Source organism: Intestinimonas sp. MSJ-38, assembly GCF_018917925.1.
GTDB lineage: Bacteria > Bacillota > Clostridia > Oscillospirales > Butyricicoccaceae > Pseudobutyricicoccus.
Genome location: NZ_JAHLPO010000003.1, coordinates 183,532 through 203,660 on the forward strand (window position 1 = coordinate 183,532; position 20,129 = coordinate 203,660).

Consider the following 20,129-nt stretch of genomic DNA (forward strand, 5'->3'; position numbering starts at 1 on the left):
TTTGCCGCCCAGCAGGAAATCTTTCAAAGGTTTCCTGCTTTTCTTATGCCATTTTTCAGAAAGGAGCGACCAAATGAGCGAAGTGTTTTCTATCCTGCTTCATAACCGACAGCGTTATGAGCAAGGCAAAGAGGGCCTTTGGTTTTCTTTGCCGACCACGACCGAAAAGCTGCAAGAAGCCCTGCGGGGAATCGGGATCAGTGCCCACGATCCGCAGGACTTTTTCTTGTACGACTACCGAAGCCCGCAGGAGCGTCCCATTAAGCTGCCCCGCGATCTGGTGCTGTCCGCTGACATGGACGAACTGAACTTCCTTGCCGCGAGGCTGGAAAAGCTGGACGCCGCCGAGCTTGCGGAGCTGCAGTCCTAGGAGAAGTCCCGTGTCGGGACGGCCATACTTTCTTTGCCTTTCTTCACACAACCTGCTAGGTGCGGCAGCACAATATGACAGCCCAGGCACTGGGCCGAAATAACACGCCGTCAAGAGCAAAAGAAGAAATCCCCCGGAGAATTTCTCCGGGGGATTTTTGCATGAATCAGAATTGGAAACTTGGTTGGCTGCCGATCTGCGAAAAACAGATGCAGTAAGGCCGCTGGGGAAGCAATCGGTTTCCCGGCGCACAAAGCCGGGGAGAGTATGGGGGCGGCAGCCTGCCGCTAGTGGATATATTCAAACTCGAAGCCGCACACATTGACGGTGTCGTGCTCTTTGACGCCCTTTTCCTCCAGCTTTTCAAACAGCCCGGCTTTCCGCAAGGCCCGCTCGAAATACATCCGGGATTCGTAATCCGACAGGTTCACCGAAGCAAAGATCCGCTCGATGTGCCGCCCGGTGACATAGAAGGTGTCGTTCTCCCGGCGGATGATGATATCCTCTTCCGGATCGGCTTCCTTTTCCGGGATCACTTCGGCCTCGTAGACCTCGATGGGAGGCAGCTTCTCCAGCTCCTGCCACAGGGCATAGACCAGCTCCCGCACGCCCATCTGGGCCGCCGCCGAAATCTCAAAATAAGCACAGCCCAGCTCTTCGGCCTTTTCCCGCAGACGGCGGGCGTTTTCCCCATCGGGGGCAATGTCGGTCTTGTTGGCGGCGATGATCTGGGGCCGGGAAGCCAGGGCCGGGCTGTATTCCTTCAACTCCCGGTTGATGGTCTCCAGGTCCTCCACCGGGTCACGGCCCTCCGAGCCGGACACATCCACCAGATGGAGCAGCAGACGGCACCGCTCAATGTGGCGCAGGAAGTCATGACCCAGGCCGGCGCCTTCCGCCGCGCCCTCGATGATACCCGGGATGTCGGCGGCCACAAAGGACTCGCCCTCGCCCACATACACTACGCCCAGGTTGGGGGTGAGGGTGGTGAAGTGGTAATCGGCGATTTTGGGCCGGGCCTTGGAGATCACCGACAGCAGGGTGCTCTTGCCCACATTGGGGAAGCCGATCAGACCCACATCGGCGATGAGCTTCAGCTCCAGAGTGACCATCCGCTCTTCACCGGGCAGGCCGGGCTTGGCAAAGCGGGGAGCCTGACGGGTGGGGGTGGCAAAATGGCAGTTGCCCCAGCCACCCCGGCCGCCTTTGGCCGCCACAAAAGGCTCGTCCCCGGACATATCCTGAAGCAGCGCTCCGGTTTCCGCGTCCCGGATCAGAGTGCCACGGGGCACTTTGATGAGGATGTTTTCGCCATCCTTGCCGCTGCTGCGCTTGCCGGTGCCGTTGGCGCCGTTCTGGGCCACATATTTCCGCTTCATGCGGAAGTCCAGCAGGGTGGAGAGGTTGTCATCCGCTTGAAAGACAACGCTGCCGCCCTTGCCGCCATCGCCTCCATCCGGCCCGCCGGCGGCGATGTATTTTTCCCGGTGAAAGGAGACAGCGCCATCGCCCCCTTTTCCCGCCTTGATAAAGATCCGTGCAACATCAACAAACATAATTGTAATCCTCTTCTCTGTGCTTCGCTTCATGCCTATGGTGGGGTGCGGCGGCTCGCCGCTCAGGCCCTTATTATTATAACCAGAGGAAGCTATAAGAAAGACCCGGGCCATGCGGCCCGGGTCTTGGGGTTCTTACTGTTCCACCTTGATGACCGAGACCTTCTTGCGGTCGCGGCCGAAACGCTCAAAGCTGACGCGGCCGTCAGCCGTGGCAAACAGGGTATCGTCAGAGCCGATGCCCACATTCAGGCCAGGATGGATCTTGGTGCCCCGCTGGCGAACCAGGATGTTGCCAGCCAGCACATACTGACCGTCGGCGCGCTTGACGCCCAGGCGTTTGCTTTCGGAATCGCGGCCGTTCTTTGTGGAGCCGACACCTTTCTTATGAGCCATGAGTTACACCTCCGATTGGTTTAGGATAAAAAAAGGGAAGAACTTAAGCCTGGATGGCTTCGATGGTCACCTTGGTGTAGGGCTGACGATGGCCCTGGCGGCGACGATAGTTCTTCTTGGCCTTGAACTTGAAGACCATGATCTTCTTGCCCTTGCCGGTCTTGACGACCTTGCCGGAGACCTTGGCTCCCTCAACATAAGGAGCGCCAACGGTCATAGCCCCGTCCTTTTCCACTGCCAGAACATTGTCAAAGGACACGGTTTCGCCATCGGCGGCTTCCAGTTTCTCGATGTAGATGGTGTCGCCTTCTGCGACCTTGTACTGTTTCCCGCCGGCTACGATGATAGCGTACATGCGGTTTGCACCTCTCTTCTTTGTTAGAGTCTCGCTCTCGGGGCGGGGACAAGCCCACTTCTAGCCCGGTCGATGCGGCGAAGCTAGTATACCATCCCTTTTTCCCAAAGTCAAGACATTTTTCTTTCCTTTTCGGTCACCGGGCCTTTTTCATAGTATTCTCCCGGGGAAAAGGCGGCGGGGTCTTTTAAAAACAGGCTCCACAGCCGGGCGCAGTCTCCTTCCTTCTGAAAGGCGGGGATGCTTTTCCCTTGGGCGGGTTTGGTGATGACCGGCAGGGCAGCCTGCTTCCGGGAAAGGGCCAGGGCCTGTCGTCCCTTTTCGCCCACGGCCAATACCTTTATATAAGAAGGGGAACTCTGGCACTCCTGCTTGGTCAGCCCCAGAAAACCGCACAGAGCCATGCGCCGCAGCCGGGAGAGGGGATAGCGGCGGGTCTTGGTTTCTTCCAGCGCCCCGGTCAGATCTTGGTTTTTCTGCAAAGCCCGGGCAAACCGGTGTTCCAGGCCCTCGGCTGCCCCGGGAAGGGCGGAAAGCTCCGGAAGGGACAGGCTCCAGAGCCTGCCCAGTATGGCTTTTTCACCCAGGGCGGGCAGGGCCAGCCGGCCGGCCTTTTGCTCCCGGCGGAAAATTTCCTGGCACTCCGGGGGCAAGTAGGAAAGGGCCTCTTGGGTTTCGTCTGCGGCGATCTTCTGCCGCAGGAAGGAGGCCGAGGGAAAGCCATCTTCCGGCTGCATGGCGTCGTGGCCCGCCCCTTTCCGGGGGATGGCCACCGGCTGGATGGGGGAAGAAAGCTGCAAAAGGGCCTTGCCGTATTCGGTTCCTAGGATCACATTGGGCAGGCGCAGAAGGGCGGCTTCTTCCTTGATTTTTTCATAGAGGGCCCGTTCCCGGGCGGCGGCATAGGAGATGCCGCTTTTCAAATGGAGCAGGGTATTGGCCGCCGTTTCGTGATCCAGAAGCAGCCGGGAAAGCTCCATGATCTTTTCTTCTCCCGCCCCTTCGGTGCCGAAGGACAGGTGGGTGACGCAGCCCAAGGCGGCAAGGATGCCCACCGCCCCCCGGGCAAAACCCTCTGCCGAGGAGAGGGCGTAGGGGGCAGGGAGGGAGAGTACCAGGTCAGCCCCTTGACTGAGAGCCATTTCGGCCCGGGCGTGAGGGGGCAGAAGAGCTGGTTCTCCCCGCTGGACAAAATAGGAAGACAGGCACACCACAAGCAGGGTATCTTCCCCCAGCTTTTCCCGGGTGCGCATGAGGTGATACCGGTGGCCCCGGTGAAAAGGATTGTATTCCGCCACGATGCCGCAGATGTTCATAGGGATTTTCTCCATTTTGATGGTTGTACTTTTAAAAAATATGGTGTAAAATAGATTCGGTCTCATTTTATAACAAAAATAAGAGATTTACAATCATAAGGAGTGCAGAAGATGAAAGTACTGGTTATCAATGCGGGCAGCTCCTCGCTGAAGTATCAGCTGATGGATATGTCCAACGAACATGTTCTGGCCAAGGGCCTGTGCGAGCGCATCGGCGTGGACGGCCGGATCAGCCACAAGACCGCCGATGGCGTGAAGGTGGAGTATGATGTGTCCTTCCCCACCCATAAGGAAGCCTTTATGGAGCTGGTGAAGGTGATGAGCTCCGGCGAGGGCAAGGTCATCGACAGCATGAGCGAGATCTCCGCCATCGGCCACCGCGTGCTCCACGGCAGCGAGAAGTACAAGGTCTCCACTGTTGTCACCGATACCGTCATCGACGATATCATGGCCTTCAAGGATCTGGGCCCCCTCCACAATCCCCCTCAGGCCATCGCTATGAAGGCCTGCCAGGAAGTCTTCGGCAAGGACACCCCCATGGTGGCCGTGTTCGATACCTCCTTCCATCAGACCATGCCTCCCAAGGCTTATATGTTCGGCGTGCCCTATGAGTACTATGAGAAGTACTCCATCCGCCGCTATGGCTTCCACGGCACCAGCCATCGCTATATCGCTCATCGCCTGGGCGAGCTGAAGGGCTCCCTGGAAGGCAAGAAGGTCATCAACTGCCATCTGGGCAACGGCTCCTCTCTGGCCGCGATCCAGGACGGCAAGGTTGTGGATACCTCCATGGGCTTCACTCCTCTGGACGGCTTCCTGATGGGCACCCGCTGCGGCGGCATTGACCCCTCTGTGGTCACCTTCATCATGAAGAAGGAAGGCCTGAACCCCGATCAGATGAGCGACCTGATGAACAAGAAGTCCGGCTTCCTGGGCATCTCCGGCGTCTCCAGCGACTGCCGTGACCTGAACGAGGCTGCTAAGAACGGCAACGAGCGCGCTCAGCTGGCTCTGGATATGTTCGTCTATCAGATCAAGAAGTTCATCGGCGGCTATGCTGCTGCTATGGGCGGCGTGGATGCCATCGTCTTCACCGGCGGCATCGGCGAGAACGACGCTGAGATGCGTGAGAAGATCTGCTCCGGTATGGAGTACCTGGGCCTGAAGGTGGACCACGAGGCCTGCCAGAACGCTTCCCGCAAGGAGGCTGCTTTCCAGGCGGCCGATTCCAAGGTGGAAGCCTGGGTCCTGCCCACCAACGAAGAGCTGATGATCGCTCGCGATACTGTGGAGCTGACCTCCAAGTAAGCCCAGTGCCTGGGCAGTCGGCGGCGTGACGCCGCAGTCATATTGCCCGCAAGGGGGCGGTGTGTGAGAAAGCACCTGAGTGCTTGCGGGCACCCCTGAGCCTTGGTTGCAAAAGGTGCAATGTCCCCGCTTACCTTGATGCAAGGGCAATGGAAATCAAACAACAGAAAAATGCCGCCTTCATAGGCGGCATTTTTTGTGGCAGAGCGCCTCCGCTGTCAACCTGCGCTCCCGCGCTTGGCAGACGATAGAGCACAATGCCAAGACAGCAAACCGGCTCCTCCCCGGGATGGCAATCCGTCCCGGGAGCACTCCGGCCGATACTGCTGTCAACCTGCGCTTCCGCGCTTGGCAGACGATAGAGCACAATGCCAAGACAGCAAATCGGCTCCTCCCCGGGATGGCAATCCGTCCCGGGAGCACTCCGGCCGATACTGCACTCAGCCTGGGAGAACTTGACTGTGGCGGCACGCCACCTTACATATGGCTGGGGGAGCGGTGCCAATCCCGGAAAAGCAGGCTGATGCACCACAAGGCGGAAAGCCCCACCAGGGTGTAGACAATGCGGGAGCCCACGCTGCCGGCCCCGAAGAGGGCGGCCACCAGGTCGAACCCGAAAATGCCGATGCTGCCCCAGTTGATCCCGCCGATGATGGCGATAGCCAGGGCGATCTTATCAAACATGGAATTTTCCTCCAATCGTGTTGTTGCCTGCCATGGCTATTGCCACGGCTCTATGGGAAGTATGCCCCAAACTGGATTTGATATGCTGAAAAGGTTGCGTTATAATGTTTTTATCCGATACCCATACCCATTCCCGTTTTTCCTTTGACGGCAGCGATACCGCCGCCGCCATGGAAAAAAGCGCCAAGGACCATGGCCTTTCGGCTCTGGCCCTGACGGAACATTGTGATTTTTATCATTTTGGCCGCTGTCCCCACTACGCCCGGAAAGAAGAGGACTGCCAGCAGGAGATGTTCCGGTTGAAGCAGGGAGAAAAGGATCTGCTGTTTTTGTACGGTGTGGAGCTGGGCCAGCCCCACCATAATCTGGAGGAAGCCCGGGCCTTGCTCCGGCGCCATCCCTATGACATGGTCATCGGCTCGGTGCACACCCTGGCCGATGGACGGGATATTTATTATACTCCCTATCCGGACAAGGATGCCTGCCGTGAGGTGCTGGACATCTATTTTGAAGATTTGGAAAATTTGCTGAAATTCGGGGATTTTGACACCCTGGGCCACCTGGATTATCCCCTGCGGGTGATGGAAGGCCCCTGGGAAGAGCCCACTCTGGCAGAATACAAAGAGCGGGTGGCCCCTATTTTGCAGAAGCTGGCCCAGATGGGCAAAGCCCTGGAGATCAACGCCAAAGGCTGCCGGGAATGGTTTCATCGCCCCGGGCCGGAGGAGTGGATCCTCCGCCAGTTCCGGGAGTACGGTGGCACCATGATCACCATGGGCTCCGATGCCCATTCGGTGGAGAATGTGGGAAATGGAATCCCCCAGGCCTGCGCCCTGGCTCAGAAGGCGGGCTTTGAGAAGGTGACGGTGTTCCAGAACCGGAACCCCCGGCAGTTTGATATTGTGTAAAAGAGCAAAGGAGAAATCTATGGCAGTCCGCGACGAGGTCTATGTGGCCGCCTGTTCTGATTATGAGGAAAAGCGGGTGGAAGAATGCATCCGCCGGATGATTCAGGATCAGGGCGGAGCGGAAGTTTTTCTGAAAAAGGGGAAGAATGTGGTCATCAAGCCCAATCTGCTCATGGCCCGGGCCCCGGAAGCCGCCACTACCACCCATCCGGCGGTGGTCAAGGCGGTGTGCCGTGTGTTTCAGGAGCAGGGGGCCAGGGTGACCATCGCCGATTCCCCCGGCGGAGTCTATAACAAAACCGCTTTGAGCAAGGTCTATCGCTTCACCGGCATGGAGCGGGTGTCCCAGGAGACCGGCGCCTTCCTTAACTGGGATTTTTCCAGCCGGAAGCGCCGGTTTCAAGGGGTGAAACAGCGGAATTTTGATATCATCGCCCCCATTGCCCAGGCCGATGTGGTCATCAGCATCGCCAAGATGAAAACCCATATGATGACCTATTTTTCCGGCGGCGTGAAGAATTTATACGGCGTTATCCCCGGGCTGACCAAAGCGGCCTATCACTCCCAGCACCCCGGGCGGCAGGATTTTGCCCGGCTGCTGGTGGATCTGTGCCGGTATGTGCAGCCGGCCTATACCATCCTGGACGGGGTGGAGGGCATGGACGGCAAAGGCCCCTCGGGAGGACGGGTGCGCCATGGAGGCGTGCTCTTTGGTTCCCAGAACCCCTTTGCCCTGGATCTGGCAGCCATGGAATATTGCGGTCTTGTGCCCGAGCGATCTCCGGTGCACCAGGAGGGAGGAAAGCTGGGGCTGGTGCCCTTTGAGAGCAGGCACCTCACTTTGCGGGGGGACAGACTGGAGCCGTTGCAGCCGCCCTTTGTGCCGGCCATCCAGCAAAGCGGCAGCCGGTTTTCCTGGGCGCCTCATTTCCTCCGGCCATGGCTGGAGCGGGTCATGAATCCCTTTCCCCACATCACGCCCCGGTGCGTGGGCTGCGGCGACTGCGCCCGGGCCTGCCCACGCCAGGCGTTGCATGTGGCAAACGGCAAGGCCCATCTGGACAAGCGGAAATGCATCAAATGCTATTGCTGCCATGAAATGTGCCCCATCAAAGCCATTGATGTATAACAGGCAGGCGGCGTGACGCCACAGTCATATTACCCATGCTGAGCGAAGAGGAGACAGGTTCCCAGGCGTCCGCGAACACAGCAGCTGTTGTCTGCATCAGGCTCGGCGTGGGCAGTATGGGAGCGGAGGCACTCCGCTGGACGCAGAAGGAAAGAATGCACCGACGGTACACCCAGGGGTAGTGGGTGCAGAAAAGTAAAATACACCCTAAATGTACCGGTATAACGGGTGCCCGCATTCGCCAAGGGAAATTTTCCAGCGAGCTTGGGGCGGGCAGCATGGGAGCCCAGGCACTGGGCGGAGGAAGAGATATGAAAGTACAGAGACAAAAGGCCTTGGCCAAGATCAATCTGACACTGGACATTGTGGGAAAGCGTGAGGATGGCTACCATGAGCTGGAAACCATCATGCACACCGTATCCCTTCACGACAAAGTGACCCTGCTGCCGGGAGAAGGCGGGGTGGGCCTTTGGTGTAACCTTCCCTATGTGCCCCGGGACAGCCGGAACATCGCCTATAAAGCCGCTCTGGCCTTTTTCCAGGAAACCGGCAAAAAAGGGGCGGTGCACATCAAATTGCAAAAGCACATTCCGGTGGGAGCCGGTATGGCCGGGGGCAGCACCGATGCCGCCGCCGTGCTGCGTCTCTTAAACCGGGGCTATGGCTACCCCCTCACCAAGAAAAAGCTCCAGGAGCTGGCCCTCACTCTGGGGGCCGACGTGCCCTTCTGCCTGGAGACCGGTTGCCGCCTGGCCAGGGGCATCGGGGAAAAACTCACCCCCGCCCCTCATCTGCCTCCCTGCGGCATCCTGGTCATCAAGCCCCGGTATTCCATCTCCACCAAAAGCCTGTTCCAGAAAATGGGCGCCGGGCCTTTGCAGCAGCGCCCCGACACCCAGGCCATGCTTCGGGCGCTGGAGGAAGGGGATCTGGAAAAAATCGGCGCAAACCTTCGCAATGTGATGGAGCCGGTGGCCTGCGCCCTCCATCCCCAGGAGCAGGAGCTGCGGGAAAAACTCCTTGCGGAAAAGGCCCTGGGGGCCCGGATGACCGGTTCCGGCTCGGCCCTTTATGGGTTGTTTGAAAATACCCAGCAGGCGGAAAAGGCCGCAGAGGCCTTCCAGAAGCTGCCGGTGGAAACCTTCGTCTGTACGCCGGTTTTTTGAGAAAATTTGGTTTAAAAAGAAAAACACCAGTCCATACTTCTCACAGAAGGAAAGGCTGGTGTTTTTACTTATGATAAAGAAACAGAACTTTAGAAAATGGGAATGGGCTCTTCTCCTGAGCCTGCTGTTCACTCTGGCCCTGGGGGCCTGCTGGCCGGAGGAGCAGGAGAGCATCCAAAGCAAGGTGACACGGCTTCATGTGCTGGCCAACAGCGACAGTGAGGAAGACCAGGCCCTGAAACTGAAAGTGCGGGACGGCGTGCTGGAAGAGGCGAAAAACTGGGAGGGAAAACCCATGGATGCAGCTTTTTTCAGCGCCATTCAAAAGGCCGCCCAGAAGGTGGTGGAGCAGGAGGGCTATCACTACCCGGTGCAGGTGGAGCGGCGGGATACTTATTTTGACACCCGGGAATATGACACCTTCTCTCTGCCTGCCGGGGTCTATGATGCCCTGCGGGTGACCATTGGGGAAGGGAAGGGCCACAACTGGTGGTGCGTGCTGCTGCCGCCCCTTTGTGCTCCGGCCTGTGAGGAGGAGTTTCTGGACACCGCTCAGGAGAATTTTTCTCCCGGGGAGATCCGGTATATCACCGGGGATGGAGTGCAGTACAAGATCCGTTTCAAGGTGGCTGAGCTTCTGGCCGAGCTGCGCCACGCTTTGGGATAATAGGTTATTTTGTTTAACCCCCGCCGGGGAAACCCGGCTTTGAGCGTGTCGAAAAAGTGGCTTAGGCCACTTTTTCGAGTTTTTGCAAGGGGCTGGCGGAGTGCCTCCGCTCCCATACTGCGCTCCCGCGCTGGGCAGGTCCGATGCAGAAAGGCAAAGAAAGTATGGCCGTCCGGCCACCGGACCAGCGGGGCGCCCCGCTCTTGAGAAGTGCACAAAGCCACGCACAGGTCGCGGCTTTGTGCGGATTTATAGGGGTAGGGCGGACGACCCTTTTCGTTATATAGGTTTTTCGACAGCCTGCCCCGCCGGGGAAACCCGGCGGGGGCTGTTGCCGTTTCTCCCGGGAAGATGGTATAATATTACCTATCTCTTTGAGGGAGGTCTATGATATGGTGACCATTTACACCGGCCGGGCCGGGGGCGGCAAAACCGAGGCCCTGCTTTCTGCCATGGGGGAGGGGGCCAGGGCTGGACGGCGTCAGTTGCTGATCGTGCCCGAAATGCTTTCCCACGAAAGTGAACGGCGGCTGCTCCGGTCCCAGGGCAACCCCATCGCCCGCTTTGCCGAAGTGCTCACCTTCAAGCGGTTGGCCCAGCGGGTGCTGGGGGAGGGGGGACACCCGCCTGCGCTGCTGGACGGGGGTGGTCGGGTGCTGGCCATGCACCGGGCCCTTTCTCTTTGCGGGGACAGCCTGACCCATTTCTCGCTCTCGGCCCGGCCGGAGCTGGCCGGGGGTATGTTGGAACTGGTGAGTGAGCTGAAAAGCTGCCAGGTGGCTCCGGAGGACCTAGCCAAGGCTGCCGAAAGCCTGGGAGAAAGCCGGCGTAAAGTCCGTGACCTCTCGCTTTGCTATGCCGCCTATCAGAATGTGACAAAAGACCTGCCTCTGGATGACAAAGACCTGCTGACAGCCTGCCGGGAGGCCCTGGGCCCATCGGACTTTGGCCGGGGTTGGGATCTTTATTTTGACGGCTTTTCGGGCATGACCGCCCAGGAGCGGAGCATTGTGGAAGCCCTGCTGGAAAAATGCCATTCCGCCGCTTTTGCCCTGCTTTGGGAAAAAGAGGACCGTCTTTTTCTGGAGCAGGAGAAATTTTTGCAGCGTCTGGCCGGGATCTGCCAAAAAATCAACCGCCCTCTCAAAGTGTGTCCTTTGCAGCGGAAGGAAGGGGACCTGCCGCCGGCCCTCTCCGTGCTGGAGCGAGATCTCTTTGATTATGCCGCCACTCCCGCGGAAAATGCCTGGCAAGGGGTAAACATTTACACTCTTTCGGACCCCCAGGAGGAATGCGAATTTGCTGCCGCTCTTTGCCGGAAGGCCATGGGAGAGGGGATGCGCTGCCGGAACATGGTGGTGGCCTGTTCCGACATGGAGACCTACGCTCCGCTGCTGGAAAGCACCTTTCAGAAATGGCAGGTGCCGTTGTTCCTGGGAGAGAAAAGCGATATCCTGCAAAAGCCGGTGCTGGCCGCCCAGCAGGGAGCTTTGCTGGCCGCCTGTCAGGGCATGGGCTATGAGGATGTGTTCGCCTATCTGAAAAGCGGCCTGTCTCCCCTCACTATGGAGGAATGCGACAAGCTGGAAAACTATGTGCTGATGCACAACATCCGGGGCAAACAGTATTTTGCTCCCTTCCGGAAAAATCCTGGGGGCTACGGGGCGAAGGAGGACCCGGGGGCTTTGCTGGAACTGGAACACATCCGGCAAAAGATCGCCCCGGCCTTTGAGAATCTGGTAAAGGCTCTGAAAGCGAGCCGTCAGGGGCCGGACTATGCCCAGGCCCTGGAGCGGTTTTTGAAAGAGACCGGCATGGAACAGGCTCTTTCGGAAAAGGCCCGCAGCCTGGAAGAGCAGGGCCGGGCCAGGGAGAGCGCCGAATACAGCCAGCTCTACGACATTTTGCAGGGGGCCCTCTGCCAGTTTTCCGCCGCCATGGGCGGGCAGCAGATGGACGCCGGGGAGTTTTGCCGTCTGTGGCGGCTGATGCTCTCCCAATACCAGGTGGCCGCCATTCCGGTGTCCCTGGACCATGTTCAGGCCGCTTCCTTTGACCGGCAGAGTTTTGCCGGGGTGGAGTTCCTCATCATCCTGGGGGCCAGAGAAGGGGCTTTGCCCCCGGCGGTGGGCGGGGGCAGCCTGCTCACCGAAGAGGAACGGGATCAGCTATTTCGGGCCGGGGTGACCTTGACCCAGACCGCCGAAGAGCAGGCCTATGAGGCCCAGAGCCAGATCTACCACGCCTTTGCCGCACCCAGCAAACGGCTGGCGGTGCTCTGTCCTCAGACCCTCTCCGGCGGCACGGCCTGCCGCCCCTCCTATCTGGTGGAGCGGATGCTTCACCTGCTTCCCGGTCTGGAAATGAGCCGTCCGGCGGGGGATTTCCGTTTGCTGGCTCCCCGTCCCGCCTGGGAGCTGGCCTGCGCCGCTTGTCAGGGAGAAGGGGACATCTGGGCCAGAGCCGCCCTTTCTTTGGAAGAAGAGAAGGGAGAAGAGGAGCAGAACCACTTTGAAGCCCTGCGCCGCTATGCCGTTTCTCCCCGTGGGCCTATCCGCTCCCGGGAGCTGGTGGCCGCCGCCTACGGCAAGCGCATCCGCATCACCGCATCCCGGGCGGAAAAGGTGGCTGCCTGCCGATTCTCCTATTTCATGGAGTATGGCCTTCATGCCAGGGAGCGGAAACGGGCCACTTTCGGCGCACCGGAAACCGGCACCTTCCTCCACGATGTGGTGGAGCGGGCGGTGCGGCTGCTGGAAGAGGGGGATGAGCAGGAGCCGCGGAAAGCCGCCCTGCGGGCCATCGCCCAGGTGAAGGAAAAGACCCTGCCCCATTTGGAGGAGGAAAGTCCCCGGTTCCGGGCCATTTTCCGCCGCATCCAGCGGATGGTAGTGTCCATTGTGGAGGATGTGTGGCAGGAGCTGAGCCTGTCCAAATTCCGGCCCATTGCCTTTGAGATGGCCTTCGGCCCGGGGGAAGAATACCCGCCCATTCTGCTGGAAGGGGATGGGGTGAGCCTGACCCTCAGCGGCAAGATCGACCGGCTGGACGGCTTTATCCAGGACGGCACTCTGTATGTGAAGGTGGCCGATTACAAAACCGGCAAAAAGACATTCCATCTGTCCGACCTGCTCTATGGCATCAATATGCAGATGTTCGTCTATCTGCTGATGGTGGGCTTTGGCAGGGAAGCGGTGCTGGAAAAGGCCCGGGAGCGTCTGGGAGACGGGACCCAGCAGATCCAGACCGCCGGAGTGCTCTATATCCCCGCCAAGACCCCTTATGTGCAGGTGGGTTACGGCGAGGACGGGGAAGGAAAGCTGACAAAAGAGCTGCGGCGCATCGGCATCGTGCTGGACGAAGAGCCGATTTTGCAAGCCATGGAAGACCGGCAGGAGGGGGATTTCCGTTTTCTGCCCGTCAGCGTGAAAAAAGGGGGCGGGCTGAAGAGCACTTCTTCGGTCACCAGCCGGGAGGGGCTGGAAAAGCTCACCCGAGGGGTGGACCGGCAGCTGCGCCGTCTGTGCGCCCTGCTCACCCGAGGGGATATCGAGGCCCGGCCTTTGGTCACCGGCCCGGGGGCTTCGGTGTGCAATTTCTGCCCCTACAAAGACGCCTGCCACTATGATGAGACCATGGCCAAGGACGCACCCCGGCTGGCCCGGGTGCTTTCCCAGGAAGAGGTCTACGCCCGTCTCACAGAGGAAGAAGAGGAGGAAACACACCATGGCCGTTGAGTTTACCAAAGAACAGCGCCAGGCCATTGAGAGCCGGGGCGGCAGCCTGATCGTGGCCGCCGCCGCAGGCAGCGGCAAAACGGCGGTGCTGGTGGAGCGGGTGATCCGGCGTCTGCTGGAGCCGGAAGGGCTGGAATTATCCCAGATGCTCATCGTCACCTTTACCAATGCGGCCGCCATGGAAATGCGCCAGCGCATCGGCAAGCGTCTGCTGGATGAGCTGGCTTTGCACCCGGCCTCTCGCCGTCTTCGCCGTCAGCTGGCTTTGCTGGGCTCGGCCCCCATTCAGACGGTCCATTCCTTTTGCCTGGGGTTGATGCGGCAGAATTTTGCCCTGCTGGGTCTGCCCCCGGCCTTCCGGCTGCTGGAAGAGAGCGAAAGCCGTCTGCTGAAGGAGCAGGCCCTGGAGGATACCCTGGAAGAGTGGTATGAAAGCCAGGGAGAGGACCCGGATTTCCTGGCCGCTTTGGAGAATTTCGCCGAAGAGCGGGGGGACAAGAACCTGGGGCGGGCGGTGCTTCATCTGTATGACTCCTTGATGAGCCATCCGGATCCGGAAGGGTTTTTGGATTTTGCCCTGTCCTCCATGGAAAGCCTGGCCCGGGGCGAGCTTGCGCAGGCCCCCTTCTGCCAGGAGAGCCTGGCGGAATGCGATGGGGCCATGGCCTTCTGGCAAAACAAGCTGGGGGAGGCTTTGGAGGAGATCGCCTTTTCTCCCGCCATTGAGAAGGGCTATGGTCCGGCCTTTTCTGCCTGTCTGGAAGGGGCCAAAGCCATCAGAGAAGGGGCCAAGGAGGGTTGGGACGCCTGCTATCATGCTCTGTCGGCCTGGGCAAAGCCCAGAGTGGGAGCGGTGCGGGGCGAAGACAAGGATTTTCTCGACCGGCTGAAAGCCCTGCGGGACGGCTTTTCTCACGAAGTGGAACGGCTGCTGGAAGAGACCTGCTCCCGGCCCCTTTCGGCGGTGCAGCAGGAAGGGGAGCGGTCTTTGCCCATTCTCCGGGGGCTGATCCAGTTGGAAAAGGCTTTCCGGGAGCAGTACCGCCGGCTGAAAGAGCAGCGGGCCGCCCTGGATTTCAGCGACCTGGAACATGGTGCGCTGGCTCTCCTTTATGACAAGGAAGGGAATGTGACCCCTCTGGCCCGGCAGGTGGCCCAGGGCATCGGGGAGATCCTGGTGGACGAATACCAGGACAGCAACGGAGTGCAGGAAAAGATCTTTGCCGCCCTGCGGGGAGAGAACGGGAGCCTGTTTATGGTGGGAGATGTGAAGCAGAGCATCTACCGTTTCCGTCTGGCCGAGCCGGAGATCTTCGTCCACAAATATTACAGCTATCAGGACTACGAAAAAGACCCCCAGGGGGCGGAAAAACGGCTGATGCTCAACCAGAATTTCCGCTCCCGCCGGGAGGTCCTGTCCCTGTGCAATTTTATCTTCTCCCGCACCATGAGCCGTTCTTTTGGCGGCGTGGACTACGACAGCCGGGAGGCCCTGTATCCCGGGGCGGAATACCAGGGGAATTGCCCCGCCGAAGTGTGGGTGCTGGACATGAAGCGGGAAAAGGAGCCGGGGGAGGAAAGCGGCAAGGCCCTTTATGAGGCCGCTTTCACCGCAAAGCGGGTGAAGGCCCTTTTGAAAGAGTGCCGGGCGGAAGAAAAGGGAGAGAGCCGCCCGGCCAGGCCCGGGGATGTGGCTATTCTGCTCAGCTCCTTCACCTCCAAAGCGCCCCTGTATCAGAAGGCCCTGGAGGAAGAGGGCATCCCCTGCGCTGCCGGGGGCGGGGATTTGTTTTCCACCGTGGAGATGGCGGTGATGCGCTCTTTCCTGGCCATCATCGACAACCCCCGCCAGGACATTCCTCTCATTTCGGTGCTTCGCTCGCCGTTGTTCCTTTTTACGCCCGACGAGTTGCTCACCATCCGGCAAAGCCGCCGGGAGGGGGACTTCTACGACGCTCTGGAAGAGAGCGATCTGCCAAGGGCCAAAGAGTTTATGGTCCTTCTTCACCGGCTGCGCCAGTATGCCCCCGACCTGGGGGCCGGACAGCTGTTGTCCCTGATTTATCAGGAGACCGGGGCACTGGGCGTGTTCCAGGCCCTGGACGGAGGCAATACCCGGCGGCGGAACCTGCACCGGCTCTATCAGTTGGGGCTGGAATACGAAAAGACCGGGCGGCGGGGGTTGCTGGGCTTTCTCCGCCAGCTGGAAGAGCGGGCCAAGGAAGGGGAGCGGGTACCGCCGGAAGGGGGCGACGGGGTGGCCCTGATGAGCATCCACCGCTCCAAGGGGCTGGAGTTCCCCATTGTGCTGCTTCCCGATCTGAGCAAGCGGTATAACACCGATGAGATGCGCCAGAGCCTGGCTATCGACAAAAAGCTGGGGGTGGCCTTTTCCCTGCGGGACGAAAAGCTGCGCACCGAAACGGCCACCCAGATGGAAAACGCCATCTTTGCCAAGGCCCTGCGTCAAAGCCGGGAGGAAGAGGAACGGAAGCTGTATGTGGCCATGACCCGGGCCAGGGAGAAGCTGGTGCTCATTCTGTCCCTGCCCGATGCCGTCTCGGCCATCCGCCAGTGGGCGGGGGCTCTGGAGGGGGACAAATTGCCCTGGCGGGAGTGCGCCGGGCAAGGCAGTGCTGCTCTGCTGGTGGGAGCGCCCCTTTTGTGCCACGAAGGGGCAGAGGAGCTGCGGGCCTATGGCGGCCTGGGAGCCATGGACTTTCCTCTTTCCGGGGAGAAAGAAGAACTGATTTGCCATGTGCTGCCCTATGACCCGGCGGTGCTGGAGGCGGACACCCAGCAGGCCGAGGCTGAGGAACATGAGCGAGAGCCTTTGCCTGATCTGGCCCCGTATCGGGCCATGCAGGCCTTTCAATATCCCTATGAAAAGGAGAGCCGTCTGCCCTCCAAGCTGACCCCCACCGCTCTGGTGATCATGGAGGACACCCCACGGCTGGAGTGGCGGCGGCAGGAAGCCCGCATCCGGTTATATCAGGGTCAGACCCGGGAGCAGGCCATGAGCCGGGGCACGCTGATTCACCGGTGTATGCAGCTGGTGCAGCTGGAAAACTGCCTGACGCCGGAAGGAACGGCCCAGGAGCTACGGCGACTGCAAGAGGGCCAGCTGAAAGGGGAGAACCTGGACCGGGTGCCGATGGAGGCCATTTCCGATTTTGCCCGTTCCCAATGGGGGAAGCTGGCCCGGGAGAACCATTGCCTGCGGGAGTATCAGTTTTCCGCCCTTTTCTCACCCAAGGAACTGGGACTGGGGGAGGAAGAAGAGGAAGAAATTCTGATGAACGGGGTGATGGATCTGGTGATCCAGACCCCGGAGGGGGCCATTATTCTGGATTTCAAAAGCGACCGGGTAAACCCGGGGGAGGAAGAGGCCCACGCCGCCCGCTATGTGCCCCAGCTGGATATTTACGCCCGGGCCTATGAGAAGGTATGGCAGCAGCCGGTGCTGAAAAAGATCATTTATTTTTTAAGTAGTGGCGGAGTGTCTCCCCAGGTATAACTTTCCCAGGCTCTATGGGTTGTGGTCCAGCGGCATGCTGCCTCATCAGGGATTCTCTGAGGCACTTGGCCCCTCATATAACCCCGCCTGGGGCGCGAAAAAGGTCGGGGAAAAACTTAGTTTTTCCCCGAGAGGTCCGGATGGCCGGACAGCCATATTGTGCTCCCGCACCAGGAAATCAAACCCACTCGGGCAAAGAAAGTTTTGCCTGTCCGGGCACCGGACCGAAATAACACGCCGCCAAGAGAAAAAGAACCGGGCCTGATGGAACGATGTTCCGATCAGGCCCGGTTCTTTTTCGGTCCCCCGCCGCAGCGGGGGATCTGGCTCTTTTAGTCCTGGATGTTGAACTTCTTCTTGAAGCGATCAACCCGTCCACCTGTATCTACCAGCTTCTGCTTGCCGGTAAAGAAGGGGTGGCAATTACTGCAAATTTCCACATGGATGTTCTCCTTGGTGGAGCTTGTCTCGATCTCGGCGCCGCAAGCGCACTTGATCGTGGTCCGATGGTACTGGGGATGAATGCCCTCTTTCACTACTTCTCACCTCGCATCAGCTTCATTGCATTATTACAAGCACAAATTATATTACCACAGAGGTGCCTGGAATGCAAGCGTTTTTTGTAATTTTGCAGAAAAATTTTTTCGCAGACAATTATACCACGATCCGGGGCTTTTTTCCAGCATTTTTTTGCCGCCTCTTGATTTTTCAGCGGCTTTCCCCTATAATTTTAAATGTTTGTAACAAATCCCCAGTGAGGATTTGCTATAATTTGATTTGCGCATCGCCTTTTGGCGAAATTGATGAAGTGAGGATGTTTTCAATGGGTAAAGGTGCAAGATCACGAAAAGAGCGGGCTCAGGAGCAGGAGCAGAAGGTAGCCCAGCAGCAGGAGCAGAAGGGTAAACGCCGCCTGCGCAAGGCCCTTTGCGGTCTGGCCGCCATTTTGGTACTGGTGCTTCTGGTGTTCGGCCTGCTGTATGCCACCGGCACTTTGCAGCGTCATATGACCGCCATGACCGTGGGTGACAGCAAGATCTCCGGTGAGGAATACAGTTATTATTACAATATGCTGCGCAGCAATTTCCTCTCCTCCAATGAGAGCTATCTGTCCTCCATGGGCTTGACTTCTTCCACTCTGGACGATGCCAACTACACCGAGGATATGACTTTTGGGGAATATTTCCGCCAGCAGACCGACTCCACCATCCGGGTGTCCTATGAGCTGTATAACGAAGCCACGGAAAATGGCTATGAAATGAGCCAGGAAGGCCAGGAGAACTACGACGCCAATATCCAGGCTGTGAAGGACGCCGCCAAGAAGTCCGATACCAGCGAGACCAAGTACCTCCAGACGGTGACCGGTGTGTCCATCACCATGGAGGAATACGAAAAGATCCTGTGGAAGGATGCTCTGGGCAAGGATTATTACGAAAATACCCAGGCCAAGGAGTATACTGCCGAGGATCTGGAAGCTTATTATGAGGAAAACGCCGATCGGTTTGATCTGGCCGATTATCGGGTGTTCCAGGTGTTCTTTGACGCCGAGGACGAGGCTTCCAAGACGGCGGCCAAGGAGAAGGCCGATGCCTTTGCCGCAGCCGTCACCGATGAGCAGTCCTTTATCGACATGGCCAAGGAGCAGGCCGCCGAGGATCAGGTGGAGCAGTACTCCAAGCCTGACGGCACCCTGACCGAAGGCGCCGCCCTTTCCGCTTCCGGCACCGTCATCGACTGGGTGAAGGATTCTTCCCGCAAGGAAGGCGATGTGGAAGTGCTGGAGATCAGCAGCAATTACAGCGTTGTGTACTTCATCGATCGTTATCGTGACGAAAGCGAGAGCGTGGATGTGCGTCACATCCTGCTGCCGGTGGCAAAGGACAGCGACGAGGAAGCCAAAGCCGAAGTGAAGACCGAGGCCGAAGCCCTGCTGGAAGAGTGGAAGGCCGGAGAAGCCACCGAGGACTCCTTCGCTGAGCTGGCCCGGGAGCATTCTTCCGACAGCAATGCCTCTGAGGGTGGTCTGTACACCGGCATCAACGAAAGCACCAATTTCGTGGACACCTTCAAGAACTGGTGCCTGGATGAGAGCCGTCAGGTGGGCGACACCGGCATTGTGGAAACCGAGTATGGCTATCACATCATGTACTTTGTAGGCAGCCGTCCCACTTGGGAGTCCAGCGCTGAAGAGGCCCTGACCAATGATGATTACAACGCCTATCTGGATGAGATGGACGAAAAGTATCCCATGGAGCAGAATGACAAGGTCATCGATATGGTGATCTGAGTTCAGATAAAAACCCCCGGAGAATGAATTTGAAGTGACCCCAAAAAGTTAGACAATATTCTGAAGTAAAAATTGTTCAAGCAGCCGAAAGGGCTTGCTGTCTGTGAATTGCAGGCGGCAAGCCCTTTAGCTTTGCCTTAATCCTGCGGTTGTTGTAGTAGTCCAGATACTCAATGAGCTCCTGTTTGAAGTGCTCCATGGACTGAAATTCCTGCAGATACAATAGCTCACTTTTGAGCAGCCCAAAGAAGTTTTCTATCACAGCATTGTCCAGACAGTTCCCTTTCCGGCTCATGCTTTGCCGGATGCCTTTCTCTTGGAGCATGCGCTGGTACTGTTTATGTTGGTACTGCCAGCCCTGGTCGGAATGGAGAATGAGGTTTGTTCCGTCCGGAATTTTTGCAAATGCCTCGTTCAGCATGGTTGTCACCATGCTCAGTACCGGACGGTCTGAAATTGTGTAGCTGACCAGATCGCTGCTGTGCAGATCGAGAATCGGGGACAGATACAGTTTCTTGCCAAACAAACTGAACTCCGTCACATCGGTGACCCACTTCTGGTTTGGCTTTTCGGCGCGGAAGTCCCGGTTTAACAGATTTGGTGCGATTTTTCCCACTTCTCCCTTGTAGGAGCGATATTTTTTCATCCTGACACGGCAAACTAAGCCCAACTCCTTCATCAGCCGCTGGACAGTCTTGTGGTTCAGAAAGCATTTACGCTTTCGAATCTCTGC

The 20,129-nt window shown here is 58.6% G+C and carries 16 protein-coding genes; 9 read left to right on the top strand and 7 right to left on the bottom strand.

The genetic code is table 11. The annotated features are described in order from the left end of the window. Window positions 1-73 precede the first annotated feature (73 nt). Window positions 74-370, top strand: a complete 297-nt coding sequence (locus KQI26_RS03485; RefSeq protein ID WP_253292646.1) for an antirestriction protein ArdA — start codon at window positions 74-76, stop codon at window positions 368-370. 287 nt (window positions 371-657) lie between these two features. On the opposite strand, the gene obgE is transcribed toward KQI26_RS03485, so the two are convergent. The 4 genes from obgE to KQI26_RS03505 all read right to left on the bottom strand — a co-directional run bounded on the left by obgE (window position 658) and on the right by KQI26_RS03505 (window position 3,993). Beyond that, window positions 658-1,926, bottom strand: coding sequence for a GTPase ObgE (gene obgE, locus KQI26_RS03490; RefSeq protein ID WP_216503223.1), 1,269 nt, complete (start codon window positions 1,924-1,926; stop codon window positions 658-660). 135 nt (window positions 1,927-2,061) lie between these two features. Beyond that, complete coding sequence (gene rpmA, locus KQI26_RS03495) at window positions 2,062-2,322, bottom strand: 50S ribosomal protein L27 (RefSeq protein ID WP_118748318.1); 261 nt, start codon at window positions 2,320-2,322, stop codon at window positions 2,062-2,064. A 43-nt stretch (window positions 2,323-2,365) separates the two neighbouring features. Beyond that, window positions 2,366-2,677 (bottom strand): 50S ribosomal protein L21, encoded by a 312-nt coding sequence (gene rplU / locus KQI26_RS03500; protein WP_118426654.1) that lies wholly within the window; start codon window positions 2,675-2,677, stop codon window positions 2,366-2,368. 110 nt (window positions 2,678-2,787) lie between these two features. Continuing rightward, window positions 2,788-3,993, bottom strand: a complete 1,206-nt coding sequence (locus KQI26_RS03505; RefSeq protein WP_216503224.1) for a nucleotidyltransferase family protein — start codon at window positions 3,991-3,993, stop codon at window positions 2,788-2,790. 111 nt (window positions 3,994-4,104) lie between these two features. Here KQI26_RS03505 and KQI26_RS03510 point away from each other — a divergent pair, with 111 nt between their 5' ends. Next, entirely contained in the window at window positions 4,105-5,301 is a 1,197-nt protein-coding gene (locus tag KQI26_RS03510; RefSeq protein WP_118748320.1) for an acetate/propionate family kinase, read from the top strand. Window positions 5,302-5,778: 477 nt separating this feature from the next. Here KQI26_RS03510 and KQI26_RS03515 read toward each other — a convergent pair whose 3' ends face one another. Next, window positions 5,779-5,985: a DUF378 domain-containing protein gene (locus tag KQI26_RS03515; RefSeq protein WP_216503225.1), complete on the bottom strand. Its 207-nt coding sequence runs from the start codon at window positions 5,983-5,985 to the stop codon at window positions 5,779-5,781. 104 nt (window positions 5,986-6,089) lie between these two features. On the opposite strand from KQI26_RS03515, the gene KQI26_RS03520 reads away from it, so the two are divergent. The 6 genes from KQI26_RS03520 (at window position 6,090) to addA (ending at window position 17,109) form a co-directional block, all read left to right on the top strand. Beyond that, the gene (locus tag KQI26_RS03520) at window positions 6,090-6,893 is read left to right on the top strand and encodes a histidinol-phosphatase HisJ family protein (protein WP_216503226.1); all 804 of its coding nucleotides are present in this window, start codon (window positions 6,090-6,092) and stop codon (window positions 6,891-6,893) included. Window positions 6,894-6,912: 19 nt separating this feature from the next. Further along, complete coding sequence (locus tag KQI26_RS03525; RefSeq protein ID WP_216503227.1) at window positions 6,913-8,022, top strand: DUF362 domain-containing protein; 1,110 nt, start codon at window positions 6,913-6,915, stop codon at window positions 8,020-8,022. Window positions 8,023-8,333: 311 nt separating this feature from the next. Then, window positions 8,334-9,188 (top strand): 4-(cytidine 5'-diphospho)-2-C-methyl-D-erythritol kinase, encoded by an 855-nt coding sequence (locus tag KQI26_RS03530; RefSeq protein ID WP_216503228.1) that lies wholly within the window; start codon window positions 8,334-8,336, stop codon window positions 9,186-9,188. Window positions 9,189-9,258: 70 nt separating this feature from the next. Beyond that, window positions 9,259-9,855, top strand: coding sequence for a stage II sporulation protein R (locus tag KQI26_RS03535; RefSeq protein ID WP_177614385.1), 597 nt, complete (start codon window positions 9,259-9,261; stop codon window positions 9,853-9,855). A 392-nt stretch (window positions 9,856-10,247) separates the two neighbouring features. After that, window positions 10,248-13,592, top strand: a complete 3,345-nt coding sequence (locus KQI26_RS03540) for a PD-(D/E)XK nuclease family protein (RefSeq protein WP_216503229.1) — start codon at window positions 10,248-10,250, stop codon at window positions 13,590-13,592. After that, on the top strand, window positions 13,582-17,109 hold the full coding sequence (gene addA / locus KQI26_RS03545; RefSeq protein ID WP_216503230.1) for a helicase-exonuclease AddAB subunit AddA: 3,528 nt from the start codon (window positions 13,582-13,584) through the stop codon (window positions 17,107-17,109). The genes KQI26_RS03540 and addA overlap by 11 nt, the downstream gene beginning before the upstream one ends. A gap of 332 nt (window positions 17,110-17,441) precedes the next feature. Here the strand turns inward: addA and rpmE are convergent, their stop codons facing one another. Further along, window positions 17,442-17,645, bottom strand: coding sequence for a 50S ribosomal protein L31 (rpmE, locus tag KQI26_RS03550; RefSeq protein WP_118748326.1), 204 nt, complete (start codon window positions 17,643-17,645; stop codon window positions 17,442-17,444). Between the two features lie 287 nt (window positions 17,646-17,932). Here rpmE and KQI26_RS03555 point away from each other — a divergent pair, with 287 nt between their 5' ends. Beyond that, complete coding sequence (locus KQI26_RS03555; protein WP_216503231.1) at window positions 17,933-19,396, top strand: peptidylprolyl isomerase; 1,464 nt, start codon at window positions 17,933-17,935, stop codon at window positions 19,394-19,396. A gap of 76 nt (window positions 19,397-19,472) precedes the next feature. Here the strand turns inward: KQI26_RS03555 and KQI26_RS03560 are convergent. Next, the coding region (locus tag KQI26_RS03560) for an IS3 family transposase (RefSeq protein WP_216503232.1) at window positions 19,473-20,129 on the bottom strand (657 nt) is incomplete at its 5' end.

Excerpts from the sequence above, each read along its gene's own strand:
- KQI26_RS03505 (WP_216503224.1), bottom strand. The coding sequence starts at position 3,993 with ATGAACATCTGCGGCATCGTGGCGGAATACAATCCTTTTCACCGGGGC.
- KQI26_RS03520 (WP_216503226.1), top strand. The coding sequence starts at position 6,090 with ATGTTTTTATCCGATACCCATACCCATTCCCGTTTTTCCTTTGACGGC.
- KQI26_RS03535 (WP_177614385.1), top strand. The coding sequence starts at position 9,259 with ATGATAAAGAAACAGAACTTTAGAAAATGGGAATGGGCTCTTCTCCTG.
- addA (WP_216503230.1), top strand. The coding sequence starts at position 13,582 with ATGGCCGTTGAGTTTACCAAAGAACAGCGCCAGGCCATTGAGAGCCGG.
- KQI26_RS03510 (WP_118748320.1), top strand. The coding sequence starts at position 4,105 with ATGAAAGTACTGGTTATCAATGCGGGCAGCTCCTCGCTGAAGTATCAG.
- KQI26_RS03555 (WP_216503231.1), top strand. The coding sequence starts at position 17,933 with ATGGGTAAAGGTGCAAGATCACGAAAAGAGCGGGCTCAGGAGCAGGAG.
- KQI26_RS03530 (WP_216503228.1), top strand. The coding sequence starts at position 8,334 with ATGAAAGTACAGAGACAAAAGGCCTTGGCCAAGATCAATCTGACACTG.
- KQI26_RS03540 (WP_216503229.1), top strand. The coding sequence starts at position 10,248 with ATGGTGACCATTTACACCGGCCGGGCCGGGGGCGGCAAAACCGAGGCC.
- KQI26_RS03525 (WP_216503227.1), top strand. The coding sequence starts at position 6,913 with ATGGCAGTCCGCGACGAGGTCTATGTGGCCGCCTGTTCTGATTATGAG.
- obgE (WP_216503223.1), bottom strand. The coding sequence starts at position 1,926 with ATGTTTGTTGATGTTGCACGGATCTTTATCAAGGCGGGAAAAGGGGGC.
- rpmA (WP_118748318.1), bottom strand. The coding sequence starts at position 2,322 with ATGGCTCATAAGAAAGGTGTCGGCTCCACAAAGAACGGCCGCGATTCC.
- KQI26_RS03515 (WP_216503225.1), bottom strand. The coding sequence starts at position 5,985 with ATGTTTGATAAGATCGCCCTGGCTATCGCCATCATCGGCGGGATCAAC.
- KQI26_RS03485 (WP_253292646.1), top strand. The coding sequence starts at position 74 with ATGAGCGAAGTGTTTTCTATCCTGCTTCATAACCGACAGCGTTATGAG.
- rplU (WP_118426654.1), bottom strand. The coding sequence starts at position 2,677 with ATGTACGCTATCATCGTAGCCGGCGGGAAACAGTACAAGGTCGCAGAA.